This is a genomic window from Acidovorax kalamii, assembly GCF_002245625.1.
Lineage (GTDB): Bacteria > Pseudomonadota > Gammaproteobacteria > Burkholderiales > Burkholderiaceae_C > Acidovorax > Acidovorax kalamii.
In genome coordinates, this window is sequence record NZ_NOIG01000013.1 from 232,290 (window position 1) to 247,068 (window position 14,779).

Genomic DNA, 14,779 nt, shown 5'->3' on the forward strand with positions numbered 1-14,779 from the left:
TCATCAAACAAAAAGGAAGGCGGCCAGCGCCCCGTCAATCCGGGGTGGCGTGGGCCGCGATGGCGCCGGACCTGGGCCGCAAGCGCAGCAGCAGCCAGCCCACGAGCACGCCGATGCCGCTGAACAGCAGCAGCACGCCGCCGCCCAGCACCTTGACCGTGGTGGAACTGCCGATCTCGGCCCGCGAGGGATCCTGGGCGTCGTAGCGCACGGTGACGGTCTCGCCGATCTTGTGCATCGCGTGGCCTTGGCGAGCCACGCCGTCGGTAAAGCGCAGGGTGCGCCCGTCGCCTGTGGCGAACTCGACAATGCTTTGCCGGGCCAGGCTGCGGCGCCCCTGTGAGCCGAGGGTCACTTCCTGGTGCGCCACCACGCGGCCCGTGGCCGTGTGCGAGCCACCCAGCATGCCCAGGCCCGAGGCCAGCATCCACGCCGCGCCCAGCGCCGTGAGCGCGCTGGGGACCAGAAGAATCCAGCCCAGAAGGCCAAAGAAACGCCGGACGTTAGAGGTGCTGGAGGTGGTCATAAGCCTGCGATTGTCCGTGCTGCGTGTGGGGCCCGCGCCTTCATTCATTCAGTAGCCGCGCCCGGCGTCCACCACGCCCGCCACGGTGTCACCTCGCTGCAGCGCGGCGATCTTGCGCGCAATCTGGGCAATGCTCTCGTCGCGCAGCGTGCGCGCCGAGGTGTGGGGGGTGAGGGTGATGCACGGCTGGCTCCAGAACGCATGGCCTGCAGGCAGCGGCTCGGTGCGGAACACGTCGAGCGTGGCGCCCGCCACCTGGCCGCTGGCGATGGCCGCCAGCAGGTCGTCGTCCACCAGGTGCGCGCCGCGCGCCACGTTAATCACGTAGGCGCCGGGCAGCAGGCGGGCCAGCGTGTCCTTGTTGATCACGTCGGCCGTCTCGGGCGTGAGCGGCAGCAGGTTGACCAGCACCCGGCTCGCGGCCAGGAAGTCGTTGAACTGCTCTGTGCCGCTGAAGGCCCGCACGCCCTCGATGGCCTTGGGGCTGCGGCTCCAGCCGTTGATGGGGAAGTCGAACTGCGCCAGCGCCTTCGCCACGCGCTCGCCCAGCACGCCGAGGCCCATCACGCCGATGGGGAAGTCGCTGCGCAGGCGCGGCTTGCGGTAGCCCCAGCGTCCCGCTGCCATGTCAGCCTCGTAGGCATCGAACTCGCGGAAGTGGCGGATGACAGCGTGGCACACATACTCGGCCATCTGCACGGCCATGCCCGCATCATCGAGCCGCACCACCAGCGCGTGCGGCGGCAGGCGCAGTTTGAGCAGCGCATCCACGCCCGCACCGATGTTGAACAGGGCCTTGAGCCCCGGCTGCTCGTCCATGAACTGCTGGGGCGGTGCCCAGACCACGGCGCAATCGGCCTGCGGTGCGCCGGGTTGCCACACGGAAATATCAGCGCCGGGCAGCGCGGCGGCCAGGCCCTGCAGCCAGGGTTCGGCCTTGGTGTCGGTACAGCAAAAGGTGATTTTCATGGCTGCCGAGCGTACCGCGCCCTGCCGCTGCGTGCTGTCACGCAGCGGAAAGCTTGAGCAGTTCAGCCCCCTCCGTCACCTGGTCGCCAGGCGCGTAGAGCAGTTCCTGCACCACACCATCCGCAGGTGCGGCAATGGTGTGTTCCATCTTCATGGCTTCCATCACCGCCAGGGGCTGGCCCTTGGCCACCGTGTCGCCCGCCTTCACGGCAAACGACACCACCTTGCCGGGCATGGGGGCCGTGAGGCGCCCGCCCTCGGCCGCCACCTCGCCCGCATGGGCGAGCAGGTCGATGGCGGTGATCTGCGTAGCGCCCTGCGGGGTAAAGACATGGTCCACCTCGCCCTGGGCATACACGGCAGCGCGGGTGCGCTGGCCTGCAAACTGCAGCTCGATGCCATCGGCCTGCGCGGCAAACACCAGCGGCCCGGCCACGGCGGTTTCGCCCTCGCCCACGGCCAGATGCAGGCTGCCACCGCGCTCGTACGTGAGCCAGGCCTTGGCATGCTCGCCGCCAAACTCGAACTCAAAGCGGCGCTGCACCACACCATGGGTGTGGAAGCCGTCGCGGCGGCTGAACGGGTCCACGCCTTCACTGGCACGCTCCTTCAGCAGCGTTTGCGCCACCGCAGCGGCGGCGGCCAGCGGCAGGCCCACGGGTTCCTGGTGGAACAGCACGGCCTGCTCGCGCGGGATCAGCGCGGTGTCGAGCTTGGCTTGCGCAAACGCGTCCGTCTTCGCCACGCGGCGCAGGAACTGGACGTTGGTCGCCAGGCCCACGATATGGGTCTGCGCCAGCGCGTCATCGAGCCGCGCCAGCGCCTGCGCGCGCGTGTCGCCGTGCACGATGAGCTTGGCCACCATGGAGTCGTAGAAAGGGCTGATCGCGTCGCCTTGGCGCACGCCAGAATCGACACGCACCGCGCCGCGTTCAAACGTCACGCACTCGGGCAGCGCATACACATTGAGCGCGCCAGTGGCGGGCAGGAAGTTGTTGTCAGGGTTCTCTGCGCAGATGCGCGCCTCGATGGCGTGGCCGGTGATGCGCAGGTCTTGCTGATTCAGCGGCAGCGGCTCGCCCGAGGCCACGCGCAGCTGCCACTCCACCAGGTCCAGGCCGGTGATGGCCTCGGTCACGGGGTGCTCCACCTGCAGGCGGGTGTTCATCTCCATGAAGTAGAACTTCATCTGGTCGGGCCGCTCGTAGCCGCCCGGCTGCTCCACGATGAATTCCACCGTGCCCGCGCCCACGTAGTTCACGGCCTTGGCGGCGGCCACGGCGGCCTCGCCCATCTGCGCGCGCAGCGCAGGCGTCATGCCCGGGGCGGGGGCTTCTTCCAGCACCTTCTGGTGGCGGCGCTGCACCGAGCAGTCGCGCTCGAACAGGTACACGCAGTTGCCGTGCGTGTCGCCAAACACCTGGATCTCGATGTGGCGGGGGCGCTGTACGTATTTTTCGACCAGCACCGCATCGTCGCCAAAGCTGTTGATGGCCTCGCGCTTGCACGATTCGAGCGCGGCGGCAAAGTCCTCACTCTTGTCCACCGCGCGCATGCCCTTGCCCCCGCCACCCGCGCTGGCCTTGATGAGCACGGGGTAGCCGATGCGGTCGGCCTCGCGCTGCAACAGGGCCGGGTCCTGGTCGGCGCCGTGGTAGCCGGGCACCAGGGGCACCCCGGCCTTCTCCATGAGCTGCTTGGACTCGGCCTTGAGCCCCATGTCCTTGATGGCCGAAGCGGGTGGGCCAATGAACACCAAGCCCGCCGCCGCGCAAGCCTGTGCGAAGTCTTCGTTCTCGCTCAGGAAGCCGTAGCCGGGGTGGATGGCCTGCGCGCCTGTGGATTTGGCTGCCTCGATGATGCGCTCCCAGCGCAGGTAGCTGTCCTTGGGCGCGCTGCCGCCGATGTGCACGGCCTCGTCGCACACGGCCACATGTTTGGCGTTGGCGTCGGCGTCGGAATACACGGCGACGGTCTTCACGCCCAGGCGCTTGGCAGTCGCTGCGACACGGCAAGCGATCTCGCCACGGTTTGCAATGAGGATCTTGTTGAACATGTTTAAGCCACCTTGGCAGAACCAGAAAAGAAAGAAGACAGGCGCCGCACCACGGCGCGCAGAAACTTGAACAGCACCACCAGCAGCAGCACCGACACGGCCACCATCACCACCAGCGCGATGCCGAAGGCCACTGGGTGCTGCGTGGCCAGCCACACCACGGCCACCACCAGGCCATCCTCAAAGAACGACAGGCCCCAGTTGGAAAACGGCTCGGGCGAGGTGTTGACCGCCGCGCGCGTGGTCATCTTGGTGGCCAGCGCGGTGGCCGACAGCGATCCACCCAGCAGCCCCGCCAGCACGGCCATGGTGGCGTTGTCGGCACCGAAAACACCAAAGGCCAGGGCCGCGCCTGCAGGCACGCGGATGAAGGCGTTCACGGCGTCCCAGGCGCTGTCCACCCACGGCACCTTGTCGGCAAAAAACTCCACCAGCAGCATGAAGCCGCTGACCAGCAGCACCAGTGGGTGCTGCAACACGGCCAGGCCCGGGGGCAAAGGCATCCAGCCCAACACGCCCATCATCCCTACCAGGAACACCACGGCATACAAACGAAAGCCGCTGGCCCAGCCCAGCGCGGCGGCCAAAGCCAGCAGGCTGGGCATGTCGAGCTTCGCAGTGGCTGTGGCCGCCGCATCGCCTACAGCACGCGCGGTGCCACCATCCACATGCAGCCCCAGCGTGTGGAGCCACTGCACGATGTTGAACCAGAGGGTGTCCATGGTCTGCGGTTACCGGTCAGCCCAACCAGTTGGGCTTGCGCTTGTTCAGGAACGACTGCACGCCTTCCTTGCCCTCGTCGCTGGCGCGGATGTCGGCAATGCCCTGCACGGTGGCGGCGATCAGACCGGCGTTGATTTCGCGCTCGGCGACTTGAAGCACCAGCTTCTTGCAGGCGCGCACGGCGTTGGGGCTGGCGCTGGTGAGCGCCTTGAGCAGTTCGTCCACCTTGGCATCGAGCTGCTCGGCCGCCACCACGGTGTGCACAAAACCGATGCGCAGCGCCTCAGCCGCGTCAAAGCGCTCGGCCGTGAGGAAGTAGCGGTGCGCGGCCCGCGCGCCCATGGCACGGATCACATAGGGGCTGATGGTGGCGGGGATGAGCCCCAGCTTCACCTCGCTGAGGCAAAAACCCGCCGTGTCCACCGCCACCGCCATGTCGCACGCGGCGACCAGGCCCATGCCGCCTGCGTACACATCGCCCTGCACGCGCGCCACCGTGGGCTTGGGGCACTCGTAGATGACGCGCAGCATCTCGGCCAGCTTGCCCGCGTCGGCGATGTTCTCGTCACGCGTGTAGTCGGCCATGCGGCGCATCCAGTTGAGGTTGGCGCCCGCGCAGAACGCAGGCCCCTCGGCGGCCAGCACCACGGCGCGCACATCGGCGCGGCTGCCCACGTCGGTGAAGGCGGCGGTGATTTCGGCGATGACTTCGTCGCTGAAGGCGTTGCGCACCTCGGGCTGGGTGAGCGTGATGCGCGCCACGGCGCCGGTCTGGGTGATGGAAAGGTTCTGGCTGCTCATGGCTGGGACGGGTTTTGCAGGAAGTAGACAAGGTCCAGCTCGGGGCTGGGGTGGCCCAGGGTGGTCAAGGCCGCCGTGATCTGGCCCCGGTGGTGTATGCCGTGGTTGAACACATGGGCCAGCGTGGCCGCGAACGGGAGCGATGCGGCCGTGCCACGCATGGTGGTGTAGTCGAGCGTGCCGCTCCAGCGGTCGGGCTTGAACGAAGCGATCAGCGGAGCCCAGCGGGCAGCGCCCTCGCGCAAGCGGGCATCCAGCTGCACGCGGTCAGGCTCCACCTCGGCATCCAGTGCCACCGTAGGCGAACGGGCTTCGGCAAACCGCACAAACCACAGCAGATGCTCGCCCACCAGCAGGTGGTTGAGCGTGCCGTGGATGCTGTGGAAGAACAGGCCCACATCGCGCCGGTAGTCCTCTTCCGGCAGCGCCCGCACGGCATCCAGCAGGCGCGCCGTGGCCCACACGTTGTAGCGTGCGAGCAGGGTGAAGTGGGCCATGGCGTCCACCAACCACCTCACATGCGGAAGATGCCGAACTTGGTGTCTTCGATCGGCGCATTGCGCGTGGCCGACAGGCCCAGCGCCAGCACGCGGCGCGTGTCGGCGGGGTCGATCACGCCGTCGTCCCACAGGCGGGCGGTGGCGTAGTAGGGGTGGCCCTGCTCTTCGTACTGGCGGCGGATGGGGGCCTTGAAGGCTTCTTCTTCCTCCATGGTCCACTGGCCACCCTTGGCTTCGATGCCGTCGCGCTTGACGGTGGCCAGCACGCTGGCGGCCTGCTCGCCGCCCATCACGCTGATGCGCGCGTTGGGCCACATCCAGAGGAAGCGGGGGCTGTACGCGCGGCCGCACATGCCGTAATTGCCCGCGCCAAAGCTGCCGCCGATGATGATGGTGAACTTCGGAACACTCGCCGTGGCCACGGCCGTGACCAGCTTGGCGCCGTGGCGGGCGATGCCCTCGTTTTCGTACTTGCGGCCCACCATGAAGCCGGTGATGTTCTGCAGGAACACCAGCGGAATCTTGCGCTGGCAGCACAGTTCGATGAAGTGCGCCCCTTTTTGTGCGCTCTCGCTGAACAGGATGCCGTTGTTGGCGATGATGCCCACGGGCATGCCCTCGATGCGCGCAAAGCCGCACACCAGGGTGCTACCGAAGCGGGCCTTGAACTCGTCGAACTCGCTGCCGTCCACCACACGCGCAATGATCTCGCGCACATCAAAGGGCTTGCGCGTGTCCACGGGGATCACGCCATACAGCTCTTCTGCTGCAAATTTAGGAGCTATAGGGGCTTGATCAGCGGGCGCAGGGGCCTTGTTTTTATTCAGATTGCGCACCGCCGTGCGCGCCAGCTGCAGCGCATGCAGGTCGTTTTGCGCCAGGTGGTCGGCCACACCCGACAGGCGCGTGTGCACGTCGCCACCGCCGAGGTCTTCGGCGCTTACCACCTCGCCCGTGGCGGCCTTCACCAGCGGCGGGCCACCCAGGAAGATGGTGCCCTGGTTCTTGACGATGATGGATTCATCGCTCATGGCAGGCACATAGGCGCCGCCTGCCGTGCAGCTGCCCATGACCACCGCGATCTGCGCAATGCCCTGGGCGCTCATGTTGGCCTGGTTGTAGAAGATGCGGCCGAAGTGGTCGCGGTCAGGGAACACGTCGTCCTGGTTGGGCAGGTTGGCGCCGCCGGAGTCCACCAGGTAGATGCAGGGCAGGCGGTTCTGCGCGGCCACCTCTTGGGCGCGCAGGTGCTTCTTCACCGTCATGGGGTAGTAGGTGCCGCCTTTCACCGTGGCGTCGTTGCACACGATCATGCAGTCCACCCCGCTCACGCGGCCGATGCCTGCGATCAGGCCCGCGCCCGGCGCGTCGTTGTTGTACATGTTCAGCGCCGCCAGCGGGGCCAGCTCCAGGAAGGGCGTGCCGGGGTCCAACAGGTTGGCCACGCGCTCGCGCGGCAGCAGCTTGCCGCGTGCGGTGTGTTTGGCGCGGGCTGCCTCGCCGCCGCCCTGGGCGATCTTGTCCTGCTGGGCGCGCAGATCCTGCACCAGCGCGCGCATGGCGGTGGCGTTGGTCTGGAAGTCCGCCGAGCGGGCGTTGAGTTGGGTGTCGAGAATGGTCATACGGTCTTTGCTCTCTCAAGCGGTTTTCTGTTCTTCCAGGCCCAGCTGGTCCTTCATCTCGTCGCGGATCTTGAACTTCTGGATCTTGCCCGTCACCGTCATCGGAAAGCTGGTGACAAAGCGGATGTAGCGCGGCACCTTGTAGTGCGCGATCTGGCCCTTGCAGAAGGCGCGGATGTCGTCTTCCGTCGGTTTTGTGCCCGGCTTGGCGATGATCCAGGCGCACAGCTCTTCGCCATATTTCTGGTCGGGCACGCCCACCACCTGCACGTCCTGCACCTGGGGGTGGCGATACAAAAATTCTTCGATCTCGCGCGGGTAGATGTTCTCGCCGCCCCGGATCACCATGTCCTTGATGCGGCCCACGATGTTCACATAGCCCTCGGCGTCCATGGTGGCCAGGTCGCCGGTGTGCATCCAGCCGTCGGCATCAATGGCTTCGCGCGTCTTGGCTTCGTCGCCCCAGTAGCCGTGCATGACCGAATAGCCCTTGGTGCAGAACTCGCCGCGCTGGCCAACGGGCACCACCGCCCCGGTGTCGGGGTCCACGATCTTGATCTCCAGGTGCGGCTGCACCTGGCCCACGGTGGAGACGCGCTTGTCCAGTGGCGTGTCGGTGCTGCTCTGGCAGCTCACGGGGCTGGTCTCGGTCATGCCGTAGGCGATGGTGATCTCGCGCAGGTTCATCTGCTCCACCACGCGCTTCATCACCTCGGTGGGGCACGGCGATCCAGCCATGATGCCGGTGCGCAGGGTGCTGAGGTTGAACTCGGCAAAGCGCGGGTGGTCCAGCTCGGCGATGAACATGGTGGGCACGCCGTGCAGGCCGGTGCAGCGTTCGTCCTGCACCGTCTGCAGCACCATGAGCGGGTCAAACCCGTCGTTGGGGTAGACGATGGTGGCGCCATGCGTGAAGCAGGCCAGGTTGCCCAGCACCATGCCAAAGCAGTGGTACAGCGGCACGGGGATGCACAGCCGGTCTTCGGGCGTGAGCTTCATGCATTCGCCAATGAAGAAGCCGTTGTTCAGGATGTTGCGGTGCGTGAGCGTGGCGCCCTTGGGAAAGCCCGTGGTGCCGCTGGTGAACTGGATGTTGATGGGGTCGGTGGCCTTCAGCGTGGCTGCGACTTGCGCCAGACGCGGGTCGGCCGCGTTGCCGCGTTCAATCAGCTCGGTAAAGTGCATCAGGCCAAGCTCGTCGGCGCCCTGCCCCGCTTCGTCATCGATCCACACCACCGTCTTCAGCTGCGGCAGCTTGGCCGCGTGCAGGTGGCCCGGCTGCTGGCCCTGCCACTCGGGCGCCAGCTCGCGCAGCATGCCCAGGTAGTCGCTGGTCTTGAAGCGCGCCATGCTCACCAGCAGCTTGCAGCCCACCTTGTTCAGCGCATATTCCACCTCGGCCGTGCGGTAGGCCGGGTTGATGTTGACCAGCACCAGGCCCACCTGCGCGGTGGCCAGCTGCATCAGCACCCATTCGGCATTGTTGTGCGACCAGATGCCCACGCGGTCGCCCGGTGTGAGTCCCATGCCCAGCAGCGCGCTGGCCAGGCGGTGGGCTTCGGTTTGCAATTGGGCGTAGGTGTAGCGGCGGCCCTGGTGCACGCTGACCAACGCCTCGCGCTCGGGCTGGCGGGCCACCATGTCGGCAAAAAAGGCGCCGATGGTCTGCTCGATCAGGGGAACGTCGGTGGCGCCACGGGCGTGGCTGTCCACCAGCGGTGCGGAGTTCGTTGCGGCTGCGCTGCTCGTCACGGGGGTTGTCTCCTCGGCTCTGTCATCCGGCCCTGCGCCGCAAGAAGATGCGGGCGGGCGATCCGTAAGCATAGAAGCCTGAACCCCTTGCGGGTGGACACAATGGTTGCAAATCGTGCCACGGCTGGCACACTCTGCGGCGTGAAACCGCCTGCCCACCCCGCCCACCGCCTGCCCGCGCCCGCCACAGCCCCTGCCGCCACGCCCATCGCCTTTGTGCGCGCCATTGTCCTGGCCTACGAACGGCGCGGCCTGAGCCCCGACCACGCCCTGGCCCAGGCACAGATTGCGCCGCAGTTGCTGCAGGACGACAGCGCCCGCATCACCGCCTGGCAGATGGAGCAGATCTCCGACGCCGCCATGCAGGAGCTGGACGACGAAGCCCTGGGCTGGTTCAGCCGCCGCCTGCCCTGGGGCAGCTACGGCATGCTGGCGCGCGCCAGCATCAGCTCGCCCACGCTGCAGGTGGCCCTGGCCCGCTGGTGCCGCCACCACGGGCTGCTGACGGACGACATTGCACTGCAACTGACCACCGAGGGGGACACCGCCACGCTGCGCATCACCGAGGCGCGCGACCTGGGCGTGCTGCGCGAGTTCTGCCTGGTGTCCGTGCTGCGCAATGCCCACGGCCTGGCCTGCTGGATGGTGGACTCGCGCATCCCGCTCATCTCGGCCGAGTTTGCGTTTGACCCTCCGCAGCATGCCGATGCCTACGCCGTGCTGTTCCGGGGCCCCGTCACCTTCCAAGCGCCGCGCACCGCCATCCACTTCGACGCCCGCTACCTGCACCTGCCCCTGCGCCGCGACGAACAGGCCCTGCGCCAGATGCTGCAACACGCCCTGCCCCTGACGGTGCTGCACTACCGCCGCGACCGCCTGCTGGTGCAGCGCGTGCGCCAGCTGCTGGCAGCCCCCCTGCCGGGGCAACCCGCCCATGCCCTGCCCCAGCACAGCGCGGAATCCCTGGCCGCGCTGCTGCATGTGTCGCCGCGCACCCTGCACCGGCAGCTGAAGGAGGAAGGCGCCACGCTGCAGGGCTTGAAAGACGAGGTGCGCCGCACCCGCGCGGTGGAGCTGCTGCACCGCACGCAACGGCCCATCAAACAGGTGGCCGAGGCGGCGGGGTTTGAGAACGAGAAGAGTTTTATCCGGGCGTTTCGGGGGTGGACGGGGCAATCGCCTGCGGAGTTTCGGAGGGTGGTGAGGGTGTAGCGCTGGGTGCCAATTAGCAGATTTACCCTCCCGCAGCGCTTATCCTGCAGTAACCAACTGTTCTACGAACTGGAATTGCAACATCAAACAGGAACACGTGCCATGGTCACAACAGCCACCCCACGAGCACTCAGATCCATGTCGGACGAGCAGCTAGCCGAGTACATGACGGGCTGGAAGGAGCACACCGGGAACTACATCCTGTGTGAGATAGAGTTCAAGCGCCGTCAGAACAGAGGGAACGAGTTCAGGGGCTGGATATCCCTCGGTCTATCTGTCCTGGCAATCGTTATTTCTGTACTAGCGCTGAGCACAAAGTAGGTAGCAACACTGCGAAGAATAGGGTGGCCGTGAAGTGCCCCCGACTAAATTAAACATTCAGCCCCCACGCGCTTTGCGCCGATCTGTGTTTCCTAACAGACGCCAGATGGTCAGAGAATGGGGCGAAAAATGTCCCAGTCAGCCACGTTTAGCCCCACAGATGCTCCACCTCCACCACTGCGTCAGCGCCCGCTCCTTCCGCCCCCTGTGGATGCTCGAAGAGCTGCAGCTCCCCTACCAGCTCCACATGCTCCCCTTCCCGCCCCGCGCCAAGGCGCGGTGGTTTCTGGGCGAGAACCCGCTGGGCACGGTGCCGCTGCTGGTGCAAGGCGATGTCCGCATGACCGAATCGGCCGCGATGTGCCAGTACCTCGCCGCCACACACCCCGATGCGGGGCTGGATGTGGCGCCCACGCACCCGGCGTATGGCGCGTACCTGAACTGGCTGCACATGAGCGATGCCACGCTGACCTTTCCGCAGACGCTGGTGCTGCGCTATGGGCGCTTTGAGCCTGCAGAGCGCAAGCAGCCGCAGGTGGTGGAGGACTACAGCCGCTGGTTTCTGGCGCGGCTGCGCGCGGTGGAAACGGCATTGATCCACAGCGGCAGCGAGCACCTGTGCGCGGGCCGGTTCACGGCGGCGGATGTGGCGGTGGGGTATGCGCTGCTGCTGGCGCAGCACCTGGGGCTGGCGCCACAGTTTGGGCCCGCTGCGCAAGCGTATTGGCAGCGGCTGCAGCAGCGGCCGGGCTACCAGCGCGCGATGGAAGTGCAGGTGCGGGCGGCAGAGGAACAGGGCGTGCCCACGACCCCGGCGCCGGATACGCAGCCCTGAGCGCCCCTGAGCGTGCGCCCTCAGTCCTTGGCCTGCAGCCCCGCAGGTGGCGCCGGGCGCAGCAGGGATTGCACCAGCGCCCGGAACTCCGGCGAGTGGCGCAGCACGCTGCCACCGGCCTCGATGAGGTCGGTGACCTCTTCCGATGTGATGGAAAACGCGGTGGGCACCTGCAGCAGGCGGCGGCGGGCGATGTCGTCGGGTGCGTCGCGCAGGTTGACAGGAATCACATGGACTTCGGCATCGGGCGCAAACACATCGGTGCTGCCGGGCGATCCGCTGGCAAGCGACTGCTGCCACTGCCGCGTGATGTCGCGCAGAAACTCCTGCGTTTCGCGCGTGGCGCGGGCGCCGGTGCCAAACAGCAGGGCGTCCACCACCTGCGCCATATTGGGCACCTTGTCGCTCTGGCTGATGTCCACCGAGGGGTCGCGCTCGGCGTTCACGGTGATCAGCACCAGCTTGCGGATGGTGCCGGGCGGTATGCCCACCTCACTGAAGGTCTGGCGCAGGCCACCACCGGCCAGCGCGCGGTCAAGCAGGCGCTGCACGCCCAGGTTGTCGGCCAGGCCGCCATCCACCAGGTGGATGTAGGGCTTGCGCCGCGCGTCGGTGTAGCTCAGCTCGTGCGCGCGGTACAGCCGGGCGCGGTAGTCGCCGGTGGCAGCGCGGGCGCTGGCGGCCGAGGTGCTGCGGCGCTCGGGGCACTGGTCGGCGTAGTTCTTCAGCGTCATGGGGCTGAGCAGCAGCGGCACCGCCGACGACGAGGCCACGGCAAACGACAGCGGCACCTTGCGCAGGTCCGAGCAGATGAGCGAGAACTGCTCCCAGGTGAACTCGAAGCCCGTGCCCAGCGACATGTCGGTGGCGGTGATGAACAGCTGCGGGTGGCGCGGGCGGCGCTCCACGTCGCCAAAGGTGAGGCCGCCATACAGCTCGTCGAGCCGCCGCGCGAGCAGGTGGGTGCGGCCCAGCCAGGGCGAGGTGAGGTCGATGAGGTTGCCGGGCCGCAGCGCCTGGGTGATGAGGCTGTTCTGGAAGTTCTGGCGCAGAAACTCGTGCTCGAAGCGCGGCAGGCCTTCAATGCCATGCGCCGCAAAGTAGGCCGCCACGATGCTGCCACCCGAGACGCCGCTGACCACGTCGGTGGCGTCGAGCAAGGTGGTGGGGCTGCCATTCCACACAAACCGGGTTTCCTGCATCTCGGTCAGCACGCCAAAGCCAAAGGCCGCAGCGCGCGCACCGCCGCCCGACAGGGTCACGGCCACCAGGATGCTGGGGTCACGCTCGGACTTGCGCACCGGGATGCTCTGGTCCTCGGGCGGCAGGGGTTCGTTGATCCAGGGCTTGACGGAGGAGCAGCCGGCCAGCACCAGGGCGATCCCCAGCGCCGCCACCGTGCGCGCCGCGCGCCACACCCACAGCGTTTGGTTTGTTACGCGCATCGCCAGGCCCTCTTCTCTTGGGTGGGTGGTTGTGGAATCAGCAGCCCAGCAGGCCGGGCAATTCAGCCATGCTGCGGAACACCTGCACGGCACCGGCCGCGCGCAGCGCCTCGTCGCTGTCGCTGGCATCTCCGCCGTCGCCCAGCGGGGCATAGGCATACACGGTGGCCCCGGCGGCCACGCCCGCCGTAACGCCGGTGACGGTGTCCTCGACCACCGCGCAGCGCGTGGGCGCCACCTGCAACGCGGCGGCAGCGGCCAGGTAGACATCAGGGGCGGGTTTGGTGGCGGGCATTTCGTGGCCGCTGAACACGCGGCCCGCAAAGTAGGTCGCCAGGCCCACCTTGGCCAGCTGCATCTCGACCTTGAAACGGTCGGCCCCCGAGGCACAGGCGATGCGCCCGCCGTGGTGGGTGTGCACGCGGTCGATGGCGCCGTGCACATGCGCGATGGCGGTGAGCCGCTGCTCCAGCTCGGCGTTGCGGCGCGCGTAGAAGTCGGCCATCCAGGCGTCGGTGAGCGGACGGCCGGTGTGGGCCTCGATGCGGGCCGCCTCGCTGCGCACGGTCTTGCCAACGAAGATGCGCATGCACTCTGCGGGTGTCAGGGCCCAGCCCGCTTCGTGGAGCATGTCGCGCAGCACACCGTTGGTGATGGGCTCGCTGTCTACCAGCACGCCGTCGCAGTCAAACAGGATTGCTTCAAATTTCATAGCTATCAAGGCAGGATGGCCGCGCGCAGGCGGCCATTTTTATTCAGATTTTCAGGGATGGATGTCGCCATCCACATAGAACCAGCGCCCGCCTTCGCGCACGAAGCGGCTGGTTTCGTGCAGGCGCACGGCGCGGCCGCCCACGCGGTAACGGGCGACAAACTCCACCTCGGCGCGGTCTTCGCCGGTGGGGCGGTGGCGGCGCACTGCCAGCCCCAGCCATTTGGTGCCGGGCTCAAAATCCAGCGCGGCCGGGCGGGTGCTGGGATGCCAGGTGGCCTGCAGGTAGTCGGCCCGCTCCAACACGAAGGCGGTGTAGCGTGAGCGCATGAGGCTCTCGGCATCGGGCGCGGCGGCGTCACCCCAATGGTCGAGGTAGCGGCCGCAGCAGCCTGCGTACGGCAGAGCCACAGCCTTGGCGCTTTTGCCGGGCGTGACCTGGGTTCGGCCACAAGGGCAAAGTTCGGAGTTCGTCAGAGACACGAAGGCATGCCTTTCACACGGACGCAGATCATCTCAGCGTCCCGAACACCTTGCGGACGATGGCGCTGCCCGCACCGGCCGGGTTCTGGCGGATCCGGCGCTCTTCCTCGCCGATCATGAAGTACAGGCCGTCCAGCGTCTTGCCGGTGACGTACTGCGCGAGGTTGGACTCCTCGGGCTTGAGCAGGCCGAAGCTGGCGGCCTTGCCTGCGAAGGCGTTGTACTTCTGCGTGAGGCCCACCTTCTCGGTGGCCTGGTTCACCACCGGCAGAAACCGCAGACCCAGCGGGGCGCGTGTCTTCTCGGCAAAAAAGGCAGTGACCGAGGTGCTGCCGCCGGTGAGGATGTTCTTGGCATCCGTCACCGTCATGTTCTGTACGGCACCCACCAGCAGGTCCCGGCCCATGGGCACGGCGGCTTCTGCCGCGCGGTTGATGGAGGTGACCAGTTCGTCAATGCGCCGCCCCTGGCCCAGCGACTTCATGACCTTGGCGGCGTCGTCCAGATACCCCGGCAGGCCGATGCGCACCTGGGGGTTGCCCAGAAAGCCATCGGGCCGCCCCAACAGGGCCACTGCCGCCTGGGCGCCCTGCGCCAGCGCGGCCTTGAGCCCCTTGGATGCGTCGGCAGACGACAGGTCTCCCAGCGACAAGGCCCAGGCCTGCTGCCCGGTGGCATACAGCAGGGCAGCCAGGGCGCTGGTTTGGTGGAATTGGCGGCGTTGCATGGAAGGTGCGTCTTTAAAAAGGGGGCGGCCTGCGAAGGCAGGCGAGACCGCCGGATTTTCGCTCAGCGCCGTAGACTGGCGCGCAACACAACCCT

General features: G+C 67.3%; 14 protein-coding genes. 2 read left to right on the top strand and 12 right to left on the bottom strand.

Going from position 1 to position 14,779, the window contains the following annotated elements; genetic code table 11:
* Positions 1–34 precede the first annotated feature (34 nt).
* Genes CBY09_RS21865 through CBY09_RS21900 form a run of 8 tightly spaced genes read right to left on the bottom strand, consistent with a single transcriptional unit; the run spans position 35 to position 8,949 of the window.
* A complete protein-coding gene (locus CBY09_RS21865; RefSeq protein WP_240515810.1) occupies positions 35–526 on the bottom strand; it encodes a DUF3592 domain-containing protein in 492 nt (163 codons plus the stop codon).
* Between the two features lie 48 nt (positions 527–574).
* Positions 575–1,495, bottom strand: a complete 921-nt coding sequence (locus tag CBY09_RS21870; protein ID WP_094291674.1) for a 2-hydroxyacid dehydrogenase — start codon at positions 1,493–1,495, stop codon at positions 575–577.
* A 37-nt stretch (positions 1,496–1,532) separates the two neighbouring features.
* Positions 1,533–3,551 carry an acetyl-CoA carboxylase biotin carboxylase subunit gene (locus tag CBY09_RS21875; RefSeq protein ID WP_094291675.1) on the bottom strand — a complete coding sequence of 673 codons (2,019 nt, stop codon included), beginning with the start codon at positions 3,549–3,551 and terminating at the stop codon, positions 1,533–1,535.
* A 2-nt stretch (positions 3,552–3,553) separates the two neighbouring features.
* Complete coding sequence (locus CBY09_RS21880; RefSeq protein WP_094291676.1) at positions 3,554–4,273, bottom strand: DUF4126 domain-containing protein; 720 nt, start codon at positions 4,271–4,273, stop codon at positions 3,554–3,556.
* A 16-nt stretch (positions 4,274–4,289) separates the two neighbouring features.
* Positions 4,290–5,075, bottom strand: a complete 786-nt coding sequence (locus CBY09_RS21885; RefSeq protein ID WP_094291677.1) for an enoyl-CoA hydratase/isomerase family protein — start codon at positions 5,073–5,075, stop codon at positions 4,290–4,292.
* Entirely contained in the window at positions 5,072–5,581 is a 510-nt protein-coding gene (locus CBY09_RS21890; protein WP_094291717.1) for a DinB family protein, read from the bottom strand. Before CBY09_RS21890 ends, CBY09_RS21885 begins: the two co-directional genes overlap by 4 nt.
* A gap of 8 nt (positions 5,582–5,589) precedes the next feature.
* Positions 5,590–7,197 carry a carboxyl transferase domain-containing protein gene (locus CBY09_RS21895; protein ID WP_094291678.1) on the bottom strand — a complete coding sequence of 536 codons (1,608 nt, stop codon included), beginning with the start codon at positions 7,195–7,197 and terminating at the stop codon, positions 5,590–5,592.
* A gap of 15 nt (positions 7,198–7,212) precedes the next feature.
* On the bottom strand, positions 7,213–8,949 hold the full coding sequence (locus CBY09_RS21900) for an AMP-binding protein (protein ID WP_094291679.1): 1,737 nt from the start codon (positions 8,947–8,949) through the stop codon (positions 7,213–7,215).
* Positions 8,950–9,051: 102 nt separating this feature from the next.
* On the opposite strand from CBY09_RS21900, the gene CBY09_RS21905 reads away from it, so the two are divergent.
* Both CBY09_RS21905 and CBY09_RS21915 read left to right on the top strand, forming a co-directional pair.
* A complete protein-coding gene (locus CBY09_RS21905) occupies positions 9,052–10,161 on the top strand; it encodes an AraC family transcriptional regulator (protein ID WP_240515811.1) in 1,110 nt (369 codons plus the stop codon).
* A gap of 481 nt (positions 10,162–10,642) precedes the next feature.
* On the top strand, positions 10,643–11,317 hold the full coding sequence (locus tag CBY09_RS21915; protein WP_094291682.1) for a glutathione S-transferase family protein: 675 nt from the start codon (positions 10,643–10,645) through the stop codon (positions 11,315–11,317).
* A gap of 20 nt (positions 11,318–11,337) precedes the next feature.
* Here CBY09_RS21915 and CBY09_RS21920 read toward each other — a convergent pair whose 3' ends face one another.
* The 4 genes from CBY09_RS21920 to CBY09_RS21935 are packed head-to-tail and all read right to left on the bottom strand — an operon-like array spanning position 11,338 to position 14,684.
* Complete coding sequence (locus tag CBY09_RS21920; protein WP_205734194.1) at positions 11,338–12,762, bottom strand: patatin-like phospholipase family protein; 1,425 nt, start codon at positions 12,760–12,762, stop codon at positions 11,338–11,340.
* 37 nt (positions 12,763–12,799) lie between these two features.
* Positions 12,800–13,474 carry an HAD family hydrolase gene (locus CBY09_RS21925; protein ID WP_094291683.1) on the bottom strand — a complete coding sequence of 225 codons (675 nt, stop codon included), beginning with the start codon at positions 13,472–13,474 and terminating at the stop codon, positions 12,800–12,802.
* Between the two features lie 51 nt (positions 13,475–13,525).
* Entirely contained in the window at positions 13,526–13,957 is a 432-nt protein-coding gene (locus CBY09_RS21930; protein WP_165773964.1) for a YchJ family protein, read from the bottom strand.
* Positions 13,958–13,985: 28 nt separating this feature from the next.
* Positions 13,986–14,684 (bottom strand): DUF4197 domain-containing protein, encoded by a 699-nt coding sequence (locus CBY09_RS21935; protein ID WP_094291684.1) that lies wholly within the window; start codon positions 14,682–14,684, stop codon positions 13,986–13,988.
* Positions 14,685–14,779: the final 95 nt, after the last annotated feature.